A 17223-nucleotide genomic window follows, 5' to 3' on the forward strand; every position below is an offset into this window, starting at 1 on the left:
CGCTCGGCCGCGGTCACTTGCCGCCGTTGATGGTGGCTTCCTCGACGGCGCCCTCCGCGACGCCCCACTTCTCCATGATCTTCTGGTACTCGCCGTTCTCGATGATGGCGTCCAGCGCGGCCTTGAGGGCGTCACGCAGCTCGGCGTTGTTCTTGGCGACCGCGATGCCGTACGGGGCGGCCTCGACCTGCTCGCCGACCAGCTGGAAGTCGTTGCCGCCGCCGGAGGTCTTCACGGCGTACGCGGCGACCGGGAAGTCGGAGGAACCGGCGTCGGCGCCGCCCGCGCGCAGACGGGTCTGGGCCTGCTGGTCGTTGTCGAAGGACTCGATGGAGATCTTCTGGCCCTTCGGGCACTTCTCGTTCTCGGCCTTGGCGAGGTCCTCGGAGACCGTGCCGCGCTGCAGCACGACCTTCTTGCCGCACAGGTCGGACCAGGTCTTGATGCCCTGGTCGTCGCCCTTCTTGGTGTAGATCGACACGCCGGCCGTGAAGTAGTCGACGAAGTCGACGCCCTCGCCGACCTTCTTGCCGGTCTCGGAGTCGATGCCCTCCTGGCGGTCCTTGGTGTCGGTCATCGCGGACATGGCGATGTCGTACCGCTTGGAGCGCAGACCCGTGATCAGGGTGTCGAAGGTGCCGTTCTCGAACTCGAACGTCACGCCGAGCTGCTTGCCCATGGCGGCCGCGAGGTCGGGGTCGATGCCGACCGTCTTGCCGGAGTCGTCCTTGAACTCGACCGGAGCGTAGGCGATGTCCGAACCGACCTTGATGACGCCCTTGTCACGGATCGCCTGGGGCAGCTTGTCGGCGAGCGGGGCCGCGGCGGCGGACGTGGTGTCGGTGCTGCCGGAGCCGTTGTCCTTGGTCTGGTCACCGCAGCCGGTGAGAAGCAGTGCGCCTGCGACCGCGATCGCGCCGACCGCTGCTAGCCGGGACTGCGCGGCGGTGGTACGACGGGTGGTGCTTGCGGTCATGGTGGGTTCCTCCGGCGGATGGGTGGAGTTGCCGATGGGGCCGGCGACTGCCTGTGCGGCGTCGCCGCGGGTCGACGAGAGCACACGCCTTCGAGTGTCGCGACCTCGTGTGATTACCGCATCTTGCCATTCGGACTGAGCTATTCAGGGGGCTCGCGATGTCAAAATCGGATAACGGGTGACGCTCGAACCGCACCACTCCGGTACATCACGACCGGAGACTCTGCGGGAATCAAGCATTCCAGCCGGAAGATCTTCGGCATATCCCGGGATGCGGACGTGTTCGCCGTGCCCTTTGCTGCACTTGTGGGCTTGCCGGGAGTTCGTCCAGGTCTTGTCCTGATATCGGGCGATGATTCCGGACGCCGTCATGTGACCTTCGCGTTATGGACTCGTCGCCGACGGCGTCCGTCCGGTAAGAAGGTTCTTTACACCCCTCATCCGGGGATCAGGGCGCGTGTGCGGCGCGCCCGTCGTGTTCGGCCCGTACGCATCAACCCTCCGGGCCTTGCGCGGTCCCGCCCGTTCCTCACCAGGAGCGGCAACCCTCAAACCGAAACACTTAAGGGGTAAAACCAAGTGGCAGCGGAGATTGTCAATCCTCGCAGCGACAGCGAAAGCCTGCCGGGTCATACGGAGCGGGAGAGCGGGGCAGAGCCCCTCGATTCCTTCGACCCGGCGTTCGCGCTGCACCGCGGCGGCAAGATGGCCGTGCAGGCCACCGTGCCGGTCCGCGACAAGGACGATCTGTCCCTGGCTTACACGCCCGGCGTCGCGAAGGTGTGCAGCGCGATCGCCGAGCAGCCGGACCTCGTCCACGACTACACGTGGAAGTCGTCGGTCGTCGCCGTCGTGACGGACGGTACGGCCGTGCTCGGGCTCGGGGACATCGGGCCCGAGGCCTCCCTCCCGGTGATGGAGGGCAAGGCGATCCTCTTCAAGCAGTTCGGGGGCGTGGACGCCGTCCCGATCGCCCTGAGCTGCACCGACGTGGACGAGATCGTCGAGACCGTGGTCCGGCTCGCCCCGTCCTTCGGCGGGGTGAACCTGGAGGACATCTCCGCCCCCCGGTGCTTCGAGATCGAGAAGCGGCTGCAGGAGCGGCTGGACATCCCGGTCTTCCACGACGACCAGCACGGCACGGCGGTCGTCACGCTGGCGGCGCTGCGCAACGCCGCGCGGCTGAGCGGGCGCCCGCTGGGCGATCTGCGGGCCGTGATCTCGGGTGCGGGCGCGGCCGGCGTGGCGATCGCCAAGATGCTGGTCGAGGCCGGGATCGGGGACGTCGCGGTGGCCGACCGCAAGGGCGTCGTGTCGCGGGACCGCGAGGACCTCACGCCGATCAAGCGGGAACTGGCGTCGTTCACCAACAAGGCCGGCCTCTCCGGCTCGCTGGAGGCCGCGCTGGCCGGGGCCGACGTCTTCATCGGCGTCTCCGGCGGCACGGTGCCGGAGACGGCGGTGGCGTCGATGGCCGAGGGCGCGTTCGTCTTCGCCATGGCCAACCCCGACCCGGAGGTGCATCCGGAGGTCGCGCACAAGTACGCGGCGGTGGTGGCCACCGGGCGGTCGGACTTCCCGAACCAGATCAACAACGTGCTGGCGTTCCCGGGGATCTTCGCGGGGGCGCTGCAGGTGCGGGCCTCCCGGATCACCGAGGGGATGAAGCTGGCCGCCGCCGAGGCGCTGGCCGCGGTGGTGGGGGACGACCTCGCCGCCGACTACGTCATCCCGTCCCCGTTCGACGAGCGGGTCGCCCCCGCGGTGACGGCGGCGGTGGCCGCGGCCGCCCGGGCGGAAGGCGTCGCCCGCCGCTGAGGCGTGCGGTTCACGTCGGCCCCGTCCCCGGTGGACGGGGCCGACCTTTTGCCCGGGTGCCGGGCCGGCCGGATGGCGGTCCGGGCTCCACGGCGAGTCGGTTCCGGTTCCATGGCGAGTCGGTTCCGGCTCCATGGCAAGAGGGCGTGTCTCACAGCGGGCCGTGGTTCCCTCCGCGGGGCGGGGAACCTATCGTCAAGGTCATGTTCGCTGTCTACGCCGCCCGGATCGACCGCGACCAGCCGCTCAACGGTCTGGAGTCGGGAGAGCGTCCGGCTCCCGAGGCCCGTCCCGGCTGGAGCACCGTCACGGTCAAGGCCGCCTCCCTCAACCACCACGACCTCTGGTCCCTGCGCGGCGTAGGCCTCGCGGAGGACAGACTGCCGATGATCCTCGGCTGCGACGCCGCCGGCGTCGACGAGGACGGCAACGAGGTCGTCCTGCACTCGGTCATCGGCCAGAGCGGCCACGGTGTGGGACCGAAGGAGCCCCGGTCCATCCTGACCGAGCGCTACCAGGGCACCTTCGCCGAACAGGTCGCCGTGCCCACCTGGAACGTGCTGCCCAAGCCGAAGGAGCTGTCCTTCGAGGAGGCGGCCTGCCTGCCCACGGCCTGGCTGACCGCGTACCGGATGCTGTTCACCAACGCCGGGGTCCGCCCGGGCGATTCGGTACTGGTGCAGGGGGCCGGCGGGGGAGTCGCCACGGCCGCGATCGTGCTGGGGAAGGCCGCGGGCCTGCGGGTCTTCGCCACCAGCCGGGACGAGGCCAAGCGCAAGCGGGCGCTGGAGCTGGGCGCCGTGGAGGCGCTGGAGTCCGGTGCGCGGCTGCCGCAGCGGGTCGACGCGGTCATCGAGACCGTGGGGGCCGCGACCTGGTCCCACTCGGTGAAGTCGCTGCGGCCCGGCGGCACGCTCGTCATCTCCGGCGCCACGAGCGGGGACCGGCCCTCGCACGCCGAGCTGACCCGGATCTTCTTCCTGGAGCTCAAGGTCGTCGGGTCGACGATGGGGACCAAGGACGAACTGGAGGACCTGCTCTCCTTCTGCGCCGCCACCGGTGTGCGCCCCGTCATCGACGAGGTGCTGCCCATGGACCGGGCCCGGGAGGGGTTCGAACGGATGGAGAGCGGCGAGCAGTTCGGCAAGATCGTGCTCACGCATCCCTGACGGCGGGGTTCGACGCGCCTCTCGACGGCCGGTCCGGGTCTCCGGGCCGGCCGTCGGCATGTCAACCGGGGTTGACGTAGGGGTGATGTCAACGTAGGTTGACATCATGACTGAGGCAACCGACCTCGCCGAGCGCGCGGGCGACCGCGACCCACGGGTCGGCCTGCGGGCCGTCGCCGCGCTGCGCAGGCTGCTGGAACAACTGGAGGCCGTGCAGGTGCGCAACGCGCGCCATCAGGGCTGGTCGTGGCAGGAGATCGCCACCGAGCTCGGAGTCAGCAGGCAGGCCGTGCACAAGAAGTACGGGAGGCATTGATGTTCGAGCGGTTCACGAAGGACGCCCGCGCGGTGGTGAAGGGGGCGGTCGAGCGCGCCGAAGGGGCACGGGCGCGGACCGTCGGCGCCGAGCACCTGCTGCTCGCCCTGCTGGAGCGTGAGGGCAGCCGCGCCTCCTTCGCGCTGGCGGCGCTCGGGGCCGGCGAGCGCAAGGAGTCGGTGCGGCGGGCCCTGGAGGAGGCGCGGCGCCGGGCCGGTCTGTCGCAGGCCGAGACCGACGCCCTCGCCGGACTGGGCATCGACGTCTCGGAGATCGTCGCCCGGGTGGAGGAGGCCCACGGCGTCGGCGCGATGTCGGGCGACCGGAAGGGCGAGGGCCGGCGGCCGGGGCGCCCCAGCTTCGGCAAGGACGCCAAGAAGGTGCTGGAGAACGCCCTGCGCGTCGCCCTCGCCCGGCGCGAGCGGCACATCGGGGACGAACACATCCTCCTCGCCCTGACCGTCCGTCCCGGCGTCCCCGCCGAGGTGCTCGCCGACCACGGGGTGACCCACGCGTCGCTGACCAGGGTGCTCGGCGACGCGGGGGAGGCGTGCGCCTGATGCGGAGGGAGCCCACCCGGCGGCACGGGTGAGGGATCCGACCGTGCCGCCGGGTCCCAGCCTCATGGGCCGGGGCCCAAGCGCACGGGCCGGACCCCCGTCGGGTGGGCCGGGCCCCCGCCGCGCCGCCGGGCTCCGCCCTGCCGTCGGGTCCGGGGCCCGCCGTCGGGCTCAGGACCTCGGCGTGCGGAGTATCACCCCGATGTGGGCCGCCGCCGTGGACAGATGGCGGCGGGTGTCGCGGAGTTGCTCCGGGGTGACGCCGTGGTCGCGGGCCGCGTCGCGGATGTCGTCCCGGAAGCGGTCCAGCAGCCGGTCCAGGTCGCGGGCCGGGTCACCGGTGGAGTCCGTGGCGCCCTCGTGCGCCCAGGCCGGGGTGTAGTCGGCGGGGAGGTCCTCGGGGGTGTGGGAGTACGACGGCTGGGAGGTCCGGCCGGAGGTCCCCGCGCCGGTGCGGCCGAAGGCGAAGTCCTTGCCGAACTCGCCCACCTCCTTGGCCAGTTCGCTCAGGCCCTCGCGCAGTCCCGTCGGCCAGTCGCCCCGGGCGAAGTGGTCCTGCACCTGCTCCTGGACCCGGCGTGCGATGCGCTGCACCTCCTCCTGCGCCCGGTCCTGGGCCTCCTTGGCCTGGCGACGGGCGCGCTGGGCCTCCTCACGGGCGCGGCGGCTCTCGTCCTTGGCGCGCCGGGCCTGGTCCTTCCACTCCTGCTTGGCGCGGCGCATCTCCTCCTTGGCGGCACGCCAGGCGTCCTTGTCGCCGAGGCCCGTGAAGTCGCCGAGGCCGCCCTCCTCCTCGCCGGACGTCCCGTTTCTGTGGCTCTGGCGGGCCCTGCTCGCCGCGGCTCGCATCTCACGGCGCAGATCGCCCGCCGCGCCGCTGACGTCGGCCCGGATCTCGGCGGCGAGCTCGGCGACCGATTCCCTGATCTCCAGTTCCAGGTCGGCCAGTTCACCGCTGCGGTCGGCCAGTTCGGCGCGCCCGGCGTCCGTGATCGAGTAGACCTTGCGGCCGCCCTCGGTGGTGTGGGTGACCAGGCCCTCCGCCTCCAGCTTGGCCAGGCGCGGGTAGACCGTGCCGGCCGACGGCGCGTACAGCCCCTGGAAACGCTCTTCGAGGAGGCGGATCACCTCGTAGCCGTGGCGCGGCGCCTCGTCCAGCAGCTTCAGCAGGTACAGGCGGAGGCGTCCGTGGGCGAAGACGGGAGGCATGTCAGAGCACCTTCTTGTCGGTCGTGCCGTCGGCCGGGGCGTCGGCTGCGCCCTCGCCCCTGCCGGTAGGAGGATTGTCCCCCGAAGCGTCCTGCGGTCCGCTGCCCGAGCCGTCCGCCGGTCCGTCCACCGGTCCGTCCGCCGGCTCGGGCTCGTCCTCCCCGGCCGGGCGGCGCAGCAGGGCGATGGAACCGGAGACGGTGGTGGCCCGCAGCTTGCCGCTGCCCGCGCCCAGACGACCGGTGATCTTGTGGGCACCCCACTGGCCGTGCACCCGCAGGTCGTCGAAGGCGTTGGAGACGGCACCGCTCGCGGTGTTCGCCTCCACCTCGGCGTCCGCCGGATCCGGCAGCCGGATCGCGATCTCGCCGGAGACGCTGGTCAACCGGACGTCGGTCGGGCCGTCGGGATCGAGGTCCACGATCATGGAGCCGCTGACCGAGTCCGCCCGCACGGAGGAGCCGGATCCCTCGACGACCGTGAGGTCGCCGGAGACGGAGGTGAAGCGCAGGTCACCGGTGACCGACTGGGCTTCCAGGTTTCCGGACACCGTATCCGCCCGGACCGGGCCGGAGAGGGAGACCAGGGTGGTGTCGCCCGCGACTCCCTTCACCACCGCCGGGCCCCGGATCCCGGAGACCACGGCGCCCGCGCCGACCACGCCCACCTCGACCCGGGTCTGTGCCGGAACCGCCAGGGAGACCACCGCGCTGCGGCGCCAGCCCTTCCGGTCCAGCCACTTGAGGAAGCCCTTCCACGGCAGGTCGTCGTAGGCCACCGTGAGGGTGCCGTCCTTCTGGGTGACCACCAGGGGCGGTCCCTCGATCTCGGACACCTGAAGGCGGGCGGAACCTTCGTCGGTGCCCACCACGTTCACCGTTCCGTTGACGATGCGTACGTGGAGTTCGCTCACGGGGGCGTCGAAGGTGAGCTTCGAGGGCTCCGCGACGGACCACTCGGACATGGGACGACCTCCTGGAACGAACCCGGCGACGCGCCATATCGCGTCTTACGTGATTCACGATATATCGCGCCCCGGGAAAGTCAAGACACTCGTTGTGGTGATCGGTCGCCCCCGAAACAGGCGGACCGGCCCGGTGCACGGCCGTGCCGACGCGCGCAGAAGCCCTGCCGCGCCCGTGGGACTCGTCCCCGGCGGGCCCACCGCCGTCGGCCTCCCGCCGACCGCCGGGGCCCACGGCACCGCGGCGCCCCCGCCCGTGACGACGGTCCGGTACCGCAGCTCCCCGCCGGGCCGGACGTCCGGGCCGGCGGCAGGGGTCGCGACCGCCGGCGCGTCGACGCCGAGCGCGCTCAGGAACGCGCGGAACGCCCTCGTCGGGCCCCTCCCGCGGAGGATCCGGTGATCGTCCGCGTCCCCGGCTCCCCAGGGCGCCCCGCTCCGAGGACGCCCGCTCCGCAAACGCCCCGCCGGTCGGGCCGGGCGGCCGACTCCCGGGGACGTTCCCGGGGGACGTCGAAAAGTCCGCCGGGACGTCCCGTCAGGACGTCGGCACGTCGGAACGTCTACTCCTCGTCCTCGTCGTCCAGCCGCGCCAGCCACGTCGCCAGGCGCTCCACCGGCACCTCGAAGTCGGGGTTGAGATCGACGAAGGTCCGCAGCTGCTCGGCGAGCCACTCGAAGGTGACCTCCTCCTCGCCGCGCCGCTTCTCCAGTTCCTCGATGCCACGGTCCGTGAAGTACATGAGGACAAGGATAGGTGCGGGAAAACGACCGGGCCGCACCCCCGGGGAGGGGATGCGGCCCGGCCGCGCACGACCCGTGAGGGCGTCGGTCCTACGCCTCGAACACCTCACGCACCAGCTGCTCCTGCTCGGCCTGGTGGCGCTTCGCGGAGCCGACCGCCGGGGACGAGCTGTGCGGGCGCGAGATGCGCCGCAGACGCTCGTCGTGCGGGAGGTCGGCGCCGACCGCCAGGTCGAGGTGGTCGATCAGGTTGAGCGCGATGAACGGCCAGGCACCCTGGTTCGCCGGCTCCTCCTGGGCCCACAGGTACTTCTCGGCGTTCGGGTACTTCTTGATCTCCGCCTGGAGCTCCGCACCCGGCAGCGGGTACAGGCGCTCGATGCGGATGATCGCCGTGTCCGTCGCACCGCGCTTCTGCCGCTCGGCCTCCAGGTCGTAGTAGACCTTGCCGGCGCAGAAGACGACCTTCTTCACCGCGGCCGGGTCGACCGAGGCGTCGCCGATGACCGGGCGGAACTGGCCCGTGGTGAACTCCTCCGCCTTCGACGCGGCGGCCTTCAGGCGCAGCATCGACTTCGGGGTGAAGACGACCAGCGGCTTGTGGTGCGGGTTGTGCACCTGCCACCGCAGGAGGTGGAAGTAGTTCGACGGCGAGGTCGGCATCGCGACCGTCATGTTGTTCTGGGCGCAGAGCTGCAGGAACCGCTCCGGGCGGGCCGAGGAGTGGTCCGGGCCCTGGCCCTCGTAGCCGTGCGGGAGGAGCAGGACCACACCGGAGGTCTGGGCCCACTTCTGCTCCGCCGACGAGATGAACTCGTCCACGACCGTCTGGGCGCCGTTGACGAAGTCGCCGAACTGGGCCTCCCACAGCACGAGAGCGTCCGGGCGGGCCAGCGAGTAGCCGTACTCGAAGCCCATGGCCGCGTACTCGGACAGCAGGGAGTTGTAGACGTTCAGCCGCGCCTGGTCCTCGGAGAGGTACTGCAGCGGCGTGTACTCCTCGCCCGTCTCGCGGTCGATGATGACCGCGTGGCGCTGGCCGAACGTGCCGCGCTGCGAGTCCTGGCCCGCCAGACGGACCGGGACGCCCTCCAGGAGGAGCGAGCCGAACGCGAGGGTCTCGCCCATGCCCCAGTCGATGGTGCCGTCCTCGACCATCGCCGCCCGGCGCTGGAGCTGCGGCAGCAGGCGCGGGTGGACGGTGATGTGGTCGGGGATGTTGACCTGGGACTCGGCGATCCGCTTGACGACCTCGGCGGAGACCGCGGTGTTCACGGCGACCGGGAACTGGGCCTGCGGGTCCGGGGTGTCGACCGAGCCCGGCTGCGAGGTGGCCTCGCGGACCTCGGTGAAGACCTTCTCCAGCTGGCCCTGGTAGTCCTGCAGCGCCTGCTCGGCCTCTTCCAGGGTGATGTCGCCGCGACCGATCAGGGACTCGGTGTAGAGCTTGCGCACCGAGCGCTTCTTGTCGATCAGGTCGTACATCAGCGGCTGGGTGAAGGCCGGGTTGTCCGACTCGTTGTGACCGCGGCGGCGGTAGCAGATGAGGTCGATCACCACGTCCTTGTTGAACGCCTGGCGGAACTCGAAGGCCAGGCGCGCGACGCGCACGACCGCCTCCGGGTCGTCGCCGTTCACGTGGAAGATCGGGGCCTCGATCATGCGGGCCACGTCCGTCGCGTACATGGAGGAGCGCGAGGACTCGGGGGCCGCGGTGAAGCCGACCTGGTTGTTGATGACGATGTGGACCGTGCCGCCGGTGCGGTAGCCGCGCAGCTGCGACATGTTCAGGGTCTCGGCCACCACGCCCTGGCCCGCGAAGGCCGCGTCGCCGTGGATCGCCACCGGCAGGACGGTGAAGTCCGTGCCGCCCTTGCCGATGATGTCCTGCTTGGCGCGGGCGACGCCCTCCAGGACCGGGTCGACGGCCTCCAGGTGGGAGGGGTTGGCGACCAGGGAGACCTTGATCTGCTCGCCGTCCAGGCCGGTGAAGGTGCCCTCGGCGCCCAGGTGGTACTTCACGTCGCCGGAGCCGTGCATCGACTTCGGGTCGAGGTTGCCCTCGAACTCGCGGAAGATCTGCGCGTACGACTTGCCGACGATGTTCGCGAGGACGTTCAGGCGGCCGCGGTGGGCCATGCCGATGACGACCTCGTCCAGGCGGGACTCGGCGGCCGAGTCCAGCACCGCGTCGAGCAGCGGGATGACGGACTCGCCGCCCTCCAGGGAGAAGCGCTTCTGGCCGACGTACTTGGTCTGCAGGAAGGTCTCGAAGGCCTCGGCGGCGTTCAGCCGGCGCAGGATGCGCAGCTGCTCCTCGCGCTCCGGCTTGGAGTGCGAGCGCTCCACGCGGTCCTGGATCCACTTGCGCTGCTTGGGGTCCTGGATGTGCATGAACTCGATGCCGGTGGTGCGGCAGTACGAGTCGCGCAGCACGCCGAGGATGTCGCGCAGCTTCATCATCGACTTGCCGGCGAATCCGCCGACGGCGAACTCGCGCTCCAGGTCCCACAGGGTGAGGCCGTGCTCGACGATGTCCAGGTCGGGGTGCTTGCGCTGGCGGTACTCCAGCGGGTCGGTGTCGGCCATGACGTGGCCGCGGACCCGGTAGGAGTGGATCAGCTCGAAGACGCGGGCGGCCTTGGTGACGTCGTCGTCGTGGGAGGCGTCGATGTCCTTGAGCCAGCGGACCGGCTCGTAGGGGATGCGCAGCGCCTCGAAGATGTCGTCGTAGAAGCCGTTCTCGCCGAGCAGGAGGTTGGCGACCTGGCGGAGGAACTCGCCGGAGGCGGCGCCCTGGATCACCCGGTGGTCGTAGGTCGACGTGAGCGTCATGACCTTCGAGATGCCGAGCTTGTTCAGGGTGTCCTGGCTGGTGCCCTGGAACTCCGCCGGGTAGTCCATGGAGCCGACGCCCATGATGACCGACTGGCCGGGCATCAGGCGCGGCACGGAGTGGACGGTGCCGAGACCGCCGGGGTTGGTCAGGGAGACCGTGACGCCGGTGAAGTCGTCCATCGTCAGCTTGTTGTCGCGGGCGCGACGGACGATGTCCTCGTAGGCCTGCCAGAACTCGAAGAAGTTCAGCGTCTCGGCCTTCTTGATGGCCGCGACGACCAGCTGGCGGTCGCCGTTGGGCTTGACCAGGTCGATGGCGAGGCCGAGGTTGACGTGCTCCGGCTTGACCAGGGTCGGCTTGCCGTTCACCTTCGCGTAGGACCAGTTCATGGCCGGCATCGCCTTGATGGCCTGGACCATGGCGTAGCCGATGAGGTGCGTGAAGGAGATCTTCCCGCCGCGGGCCCGCTTGAGGTGGTTGTTGATGACGATGCGGTTGTCGAACAGCAGCTTCACCGGGACCGCGCGCACGGACGTGGCCGTGGGCAGGTCCAGCGAGGCGTCCATGTTCTTCGCGACGGCGGCGGACGGGCCGCGCAGGGTCACCTGCTCGGGGCCCTCCTTCGCCTCGCCCGCGGGCTCGGCCTTCGCGGCGGCCGGCTTGGCGGCGGGAGCGGCGGCCTTCGCCGGGGCGGGAGCCGGGGCCGGGGCGGGGACCTGGGCCTGCGGGGCGGGGGCCCGGCCGGCCGGCCGGGCCGGGGCGGCGGCCGCGGGCTGCGCGGCGGCCGCGGGAGCGGCGGCGGGCTGGGCCGGAGCGGTGGGCTGAGCCGTGGTGGTGCCCGCCGCCCCCGCGGCCGCGGTACCCGCCGGGGCCGAGGCCGCGGGCGCGCCCGGCTTGTAGTCGGCGAAGAAGTCCCACCAGGCTCGGTCCACCGAGTTCGGATCCTGGAGGTACTGCTGATAGATCTCGTCGACTAGCCACTCGTTGGCACCGAACGCCGCGGCGGGGTTCTTGCCCGCTTGGTCGGTTTCGGTCGACATGCTCGAGTTACTGGGGGACTGTGGCGACACGGCGGCAACCGCCCTCTTCCGCTTCACAAGGTGATGGACAGCGGGAATCAAGGCTACGCCCCCGAGTGCGAGAAGGTCAGGCCGGGCCCGTTCATCGTCGCGTAAGTCACATCTCAGAGGGTGTTTCGGCGCTGGAAATGGCGGGAAACAAGCCTGGTTCCACTTCTTCGGGCCACTTCAGGGATCGCTCGATCGGACCCGGCGCGCACCTGGCGCGGGGCCTGTGCCTGATCACACGTGTCCGTCAGCGCGGACGCGAGTGGATCTTGTGGCTCCGCTTCGAACTGTACGTCAACTTGACGCGGGTGCAGCCCCTGGAAGAGTGACAAGAATTCGGCAACCCCGCTCGGATTCGGCCACCCTGATCCGGCCGCCGTGCAGATCGACGGCCCAACGGGCGATCGCCAGGCCCAGACCGGTGCCGCCGTCGCTGCCCGGACCGTGCGGCCGGTCGGCGTTGCCGCGGTTGAACCGCTCGAAGACGCGGTGCCACTCGGTCCGCGGGATGCCGGGCCCCTCGTCCAGGACCTCCAGCTCCAGCGACTCCGGCTGCGGCCCGCGCCGCGCCCTGACCGTCACGCGTCCGTGCGGCGGGCTGTGCTTGACCGCGTTGTCGATGAGGTTGGCGACGACCTGGTGGATGCGCTCCGGGTCGGCGTGCGCGGTCAGCTCGGGCGGCGTCACGTCGAGGTGCAGATGGACGTCCGTGCGCGTGTGGCTGCCGGATCCCGTGGCCATGCCCGCACGGGCGGAGGCGACCATGTTGGCCTCCTTCAGCACGCCGGACAGGTACGGCCACACCTCGAACCGCCGCTTCTTCAGCGGGACGACGCCGCTGTCCAGGCGGGACAGGTCGAGGAGGGTCTCCACCAGGCGTCCCAGCCGCTCGGTCTGCTTCAGGGCCGTGCGCATCGTCTCGGGGTCGGCCTCGGTGACCCCGTCGACGATGTTCTCCAGCACCGCGCGCAGGCCCGCGATGGGGGTGCGCAGCTCGTGCGAGACGTTGGCCACCAGTTCCTTGCGCTGGCGGTCCTGGGCCTCCAGCTCGTCGGCCATGGCGTTGATCGTCTGGGCCAGGTCGCCCAGCTCGTCGCGGCGGTTCTCGCGCACCCGGCGGGTGTAGTCGCCGTGCGAGATGGACCGGGCCACCGCGTTCATGTCGTCCAGCGGCGCGGTGAGCGAGTGCGCCACGAACTGCGTGATGAGCAGGGTGGCGATCATCGAGAAGACCGTGATGAAGCGCAGTTCCGTCTCGGTGTGCACGGCGACCACCGACAGCCCGGTGGTGATCAGCACCGATATGACGACCAGCGCGCCCAGTTTGGTCTTGATCGAGAACGGGCGTACACCGCCCCAGGGGTGTCTCCCGGGGTCCGTGCGTCCGGCCGGCCCGTCGCTCATGGCGTCGGCGTCTCCAGGGCGTAGCCCACGCCGTGCACGGTGCGGATGCGCTCGGCGCCGATCTTGCGGCGCAGCGCCTTGATGTGGCTGTCGACGGTCCGGGTGCCGGAGGCGTCCGCCCAGTCCCAGACCTCGGCCAGCAGCTGCTCGCGGGAGAGCACCGCGCGGGGGGTGTTCGCCAGGCACACCAGGAGGTCGAACTCGGTGGGCGTCAGGTGGACGTCCTCGCTGCGCACCCGCACCCGGCGCTGCGCGTGGTCGATCTCCAGTTCGCCCAGGCGCAGGATGCCGCTGCGCGGGGTCGTGGCCGCGAGGGCCGCCCGCTCCATGCGGCGCAGCAGCACGTGCACGCGGGCCGCCAGCTCCCGCATGGAGAAGGGCTTCGTCATGTAGTCGTCGGCGCCGACGCCCAGTCCGACCAGCATGTCGGTCTCGTCGTCGCGCGCGGTGAGCATCAGCACCGGCACGGGCCGCTGGGCCTGCACGCGCCGGCAGACCTCCAGGCCGTCGAAGCCCGGCAGCATGATGTCGAGGATCAGCAGGTCGGGCTGCCAGGCCTCCGCCGTGTCGACCGCGGACGGGCCGTCGCCCGCCGTTTGCACGAGGAATCCCTCGGCGCGAAGGCGGGTCGCGATGGCGTCCACGATCGTCGCGTCGTCCTCGACCACGAGGACCCGTCGCTGTGCGCCGGGAGTGGTCGCCGCCGTGCCGTTGTGGGAGGTGTGTGTCTGCTCCATCGCCCGCCCCTGATGTGTGCTTTCCGGAATCCGTGGGGTGATCCGTCATCTGCGCATGACTGCGATTGACGCTTGAATGATCTGCGTCAGGGCAGCAGCGTACGGGGAGTTACCGCGTGTTTGCTATCCAGGGCGGATGCCGAGGTGCACGGCGTCCGGAACGCCCCGGGCAACGGGGATCTCTTCGGTACGCACCTGCTGGAACCCGGCATTCCGCAAGGTTCCCTCGAATTCCGGGGAGGGCTTGGCCGACCACACGGCGAGCACCCCGCGGGGCCTCAACGCCCTTGCGCAGTGGGCCAGTCCGGCCGGTGAATAGAGCCCGTCGTTGCCCTCGGTGACGGTCCAGTCGGGGCCGTTGTCGATGTCGAGGCACAGCGCGTCGAACGTGTCGGATGTCTCATTGACGTAGGTGACGAGATCCGCCTCGACGACCTCCGTGCGCGGGTCGGCGAGGGCCGCGGCGGAGAGCGCGGCCAGGGGCCCCTCGCGGTGCCAGCCGATGATGGCCGGCTCGCGCTCCACCACGGTGATCCGCCCCCAGCGGGGCTGGGCGGCGGCGTGTGCGAGCGAGAAGCCGACGCCGAGCCCGCCGATGAGGACGCGCGGGCCGGGGCGCGGGTCGTGGCCCCCGTGCGCGTCGGCGGCGTCCAGCGCGGCCAGGGCGGCGTCGACGAGCCGGCGCTCCGAGCGGCCGTCGGAGGTGTCCATCAGGAAGCAGCCGTTCGCGATGATCTGCAGCAGGTCGCCGTGCCGGCGCAGCACGACCTCGCCGTACGGACCCTCACGGCGGTCCAGGACTTCGGGGGCTTCGGGAATGTCGTACGGGGTGGGCACCCGTTCATCTTGGCAGTTGCCCCGCCCCGGTTCAGGGGTTCGGGCGCACGGCTCCCCGCCGCGGCCGGCCGATGATCGCTGAGAGCGAACGCGGCCCCGGGAACATCCGGCGGCTCAGCAGCATTGAGTCTGCATAACTCAACTTGACTGCCGAAAGGGAGATCATGGCTACTGAGTCCACACCGCTCGCCCTGCCCGTGCTGCCGCTGGACGACGAGGTCGTGCTGCCCGGAATGGTGGTTCCGCTGGACCTGAGCGACACGGAGGTGCGCGCCGCGGTCGAGGCCGCGCAGGCCGCCGCCAAGAACGAGCCCGGCAAGCCCCGGGTGCTCCTCGTGCCACGGATCGACGGGACCTACGCCGGCACCGGCGTGCTGGGCACGGTCGAGCAGGTCGGCAGACTGGCCGACGGCGACCCGGGCGCCCTGATCCGCGGCCGGGACCGGGTGCGGATCGGCGCCGGCACCACCGGACCGGGCGCGGCGCTGTGGGTCGAGGGCACCCGGATCGGCGGGAGCGTGCCGGATCCGCTGCCGGGACAGGTGGCCGAACTGGTCAAGGAGTACAAGGCGCTCGCCACCGCCTGGCTGCGCAAGCGCGGCGCCTGGCAGGTCGTCGACCGCGTCCAGGCCATCGACGACGTCTCCGCGCTCGCCGACAACTCCGGCTACTCGCCCTTCCTGACCACCGAGCAGAAGGTGGCCCTGCTGGAGACCGCCGACCCGGTGGCCCGGCTGAAGCTCGCCACCCAGCAGCTGCGCGACCACCTCGCCGAACAGGACGTGGCCGAGTCCATCGCCAAGGACGTCCAGGAGGGCGTCGACAAGCAGCAGCGCGAGTTCCTGCTGCGCCGCCAGCTGGAGGCCGTCCGCAAGGAGCTGCGCGAGCTGAACGGCGAGCAGGAGGGCGAGGAGTCCGACGACTACCGCGCCCGCGTCGAGGCCGCCGACCTGCCGGAGAAGGTCCGTGAGGCCGCGCTCAAGGAGGTCGACAAGCTGGAGCGCGCCTCCGACCAGTCCCCCGAGGGCTCCTGGATCCGCACCTGGCTCGACACGGTCCTCGAGATGCCGTGGAACGAGCGCACCGAGGACGCCTACGACATCCAGGGGGCCCGGGCCGTGCTCGACGCGGAGCACGCCGGCCTGCAGGACGTGAAGGAGCGCATCACCGAGTACCTGGCCGTGCGCAAGCGGCGCGCGGAGCGGGGCATGGGTGTGGTCGGAGGCCGGCGCGGCGGCGCCGTGCTCGCCCTCGTCGGACCGCCCGGCGTCGGCAAGACGAGCCTCGGCGAGTCCGTCGCCCACGCGATGGGCCGGAAGTTCGTCCGGGTCGCCCTCGGCGGCGTCCGCGACGAGGCCGAGATCCGCGGCCACCGGCGCACCTACGTGGGCGCGCTGCCCGGCCGGATCGTCCGCGCCGTCAAGGAGGCCGGGTCGATGAACCCGGTGGTGCTGCTCGACGAGATCGACAAGGTGGGGTCGGACTTCCGGGGCGACCCGGCCGCCGCCCTGCTCGAGGTCCTCGACCCGGCCCAGAACCACACCTTCCGGGACCACTACCTGGAGGTCGAGCTGGACCTGTCCGACGTGGTCTTCCTCGCCACCGCCAACGTCCTGGAGGCCATCCCGGAGGCGCTGGCGGACCGCATGGACGTCGTCCGCCTGGACGGCTACACCGAGGACGAGAAGATCGTCATCGCCCGGGACCACCTGCTCCCGCGCCAGCTGGAGCGCGCCGGGCTCGGCGCGGACGAGGTGACGATCGAGGAGGGCGCGCTGCGCAGGCTCGCCGGCGAGTACACGCGCGAGGCGGGCGTGCGCACCCTGGAGCGGTCCGTCGCCCGGCTGCTGCGCAAGATCGCGGCCCAGCACGAACTGGGCGAGCGCGAGCTGCCGTTCACCGTGACCGAGGACGACCTGCAGGGCCTGCTCGGCCGGCCGCACCACGTGCCCGAGTCCGCCCAGGACCCGGCCGAGCGCCGCACCTCCGTCCCCGGTGTCGCCACCGGGCTCGCGGTGACCGGCGCCGGCGGTGACGTCCTCTACGTGGAGGCGTCGCTGGCCGACCCGGAGACGGGCGCGGCGGGGCTGACCCTGACCGGCCAGCTGGGTGACGTGATGAAGGAGTCGGCGCAGATCGCGCTGAGCTTCCTGCGCAGCCACGGCGCCGAGCTGGAACTGCCGGTGGCCGACCTGAAGGACCGGGGCGTGCACATCCACTTCCCGGCGGGCGCGGTGCCCAAGGACGGTCCGAGCGCCGGCATCACGATGACCACCGCGCTGGCCTCGCTGCTCTCCGGACGGCTGGTCCGCACGGACGTGGCGATGACCGGCGAGGTCTCGCTGACCGGGCGGGTGCTGCCGATCGGCGGGGTGAAGCAGAAGCTGCTCGCCGCGCACCGGGCGGGCATCACCACCGTGATCATCCCCAAGCGCAACGAGCCCGACCTGGACGACGTCCCGGCCCAGGTGCTGGACAAGCTCGACGTCCACGCCGTCACCGACGTCCGCCAGGTGCTCGAACTGGCGCTGTCGCCGGCCGTGAACGGCGCGGCGCCGGAGGTTCCGGTCGCCGCGTGACGGA

13 protein-coding genes are annotated in these 17223 nt (G+C 71.3%); 5 read left to right on the plus strand and 8 right to left on the minus strand.

The genetic code is table 11. The features are described from left to right. Positions 1-13 precede the first annotated feature (13 nt). Positions 14-976 carry an ABC transporter substrate-binding protein gene (locus tag GL259_RS26010; RefSeq protein WP_159535740.1) on the minus strand — a complete coding sequence of 321 codons (963 nt, stop codon included), beginning with the start codon at positions 974-976 and terminating at the stop codon, positions 14-16. 579 nt (positions 977-1555) lie between these two features. On the opposite strand from GL259_RS26010, the gene GL259_RS26015 reads away from it, so the two are divergent. The 4 genes from GL259_RS26015 (at position 1556) to GL259_RS26030 (ending at position 4839) form a co-directional block, all read left to right on the plus strand. Continuing rightward, the gene (locus GL259_RS26015) at positions 1556-2794 is read left to right on the plus strand and encodes an NADP-dependent malic enzyme (RefSeq protein ID WP_159535741.1); all 1239 of its coding nucleotides are present in this window, start codon (positions 1556-1558) and stop codon (positions 2792-2794) included. A gap of 203 nt (positions 2795-2997) precedes the next feature. Then, complete coding sequence (locus GL259_RS26020; RefSeq protein WP_159535742.1) at positions 2998-3963, plus strand: zinc-binding dehydrogenase; 966 nt, start codon at positions 2998-3000, stop codon at positions 3961-3963. Between the two features lie 106 nt (positions 3964-4069). Then, positions 4070-4279 (plus strand): HTH domain-containing protein, encoded by a 210-nt coding sequence (locus GL259_RS26025; protein ID WP_159535743.1) that lies wholly within the window; start codon positions 4070-4072, stop codon positions 4277-4279. Next, on the plus strand, positions 4279-4839 hold the full coding sequence (locus tag GL259_RS26030; protein ID WP_159535744.1) for a Clp protease N-terminal domain-containing protein: 561 nt from the start codon (positions 4279-4281) through the stop codon (positions 4837-4839). The genes GL259_RS26025 and GL259_RS26030 overlap by 1 nt, the downstream gene beginning before the upstream one ends. Positions 4840-5010: 171 nt before the next feature. Here the strand turns inward: GL259_RS26030 and GL259_RS26035 are convergent, their stop codons facing one another. From GL259_RS26035 to GL259_RS26065, 7 genes are all read right to left on the minus strand, one after another. Then, positions 5011-6048: a PadR family transcriptional regulator gene (locus tag GL259_RS26035; RefSeq protein WP_159535745.1), complete on the minus strand. Its 1038-nt coding sequence runs from the start codon at positions 6046-6048 to the stop codon at positions 5011-5013. Between the two features lies 1 nt (position 6049). Further along, positions 6050-7012: a DUF4097 family beta strand repeat-containing protein gene (locus tag GL259_RS26040; protein ID WP_159535746.1), complete on the minus strand. Its 963-nt coding sequence runs from the start codon at positions 7010-7012 to the stop codon at positions 6050-6052. Between the two features lie 563 nt (positions 7013-7575). Beyond that, positions 7576-7755, minus strand: a complete 180-nt coding sequence (locus GL259_RS26045; protein ID WP_023586593.1) for a DUF6104 family protein — start codon at positions 7753-7755, stop codon at positions 7576-7578. Positions 7756-7846: 91 nt separating this feature from the next. Continuing rightward, a complete protein-coding gene (locus tag GL259_RS26050) occupies positions 7847-11665 on the minus strand; it encodes a multifunctional oxoglutarate decarboxylase/oxoglutarate dehydrogenase thiamine pyrophosphate-binding subunit/dihydrolipoyllysine-residue succinyltransferase subunit (protein ID WP_159535747.1) in 3819 nt (1272 codons plus the stop codon). A 291-nt stretch (positions 11666-11956) separates the two neighbouring features. Further along, positions 11957-13066 carry an ATP-binding protein gene (locus tag GL259_RS26055; RefSeq protein ID WP_159535748.1) on the minus strand — a complete coding sequence of 370 codons (1110 nt, stop codon included), beginning with the start codon at positions 13064-13066 and terminating at the stop codon, positions 11957-11959. Next, positions 13063-13803: a response regulator transcription factor gene (locus GL259_RS26060; RefSeq protein ID WP_159535749.1), complete on the minus strand. Its 741-nt coding sequence runs from the start codon at positions 13801-13803 to the stop codon at positions 13063-13065. Before GL259_RS26060 ends, GL259_RS26055 begins: the two co-directional genes overlap by 4 nt. Before the next feature lie 123 nt (positions 13804-13926). Continuing rightward, complete coding sequence (locus tag GL259_RS26065) at positions 13927-14640, minus strand: spermidine synthase (protein WP_159535750.1); 714 nt, start codon at positions 14638-14640, stop codon at positions 13927-13929. A 164-nt stretch (positions 14641-14804) separates the two neighbouring features. Between GL259_RS26065 and lon the strand changes: the two genes are divergently transcribed. Continuing rightward, positions 14805-17219, plus strand: coding sequence for an endopeptidase La (lon, locus tag GL259_RS26070; RefSeq protein WP_159535751.1), 2415 nt, complete (start codon positions 14805-14807; stop codon positions 17217-17219). The last annotated feature ends 4 nt before the right edge of the window (positions 17220-17223 follow it).

The organism is Streptomyces sp. Tu 3180 (genome assembly GCF_009852415.1).
Taxonomy (GTDB): Bacteria; Actinomycetota; Actinomycetes; order Streptomycetales; family Streptomycetaceae; genus Streptomyces.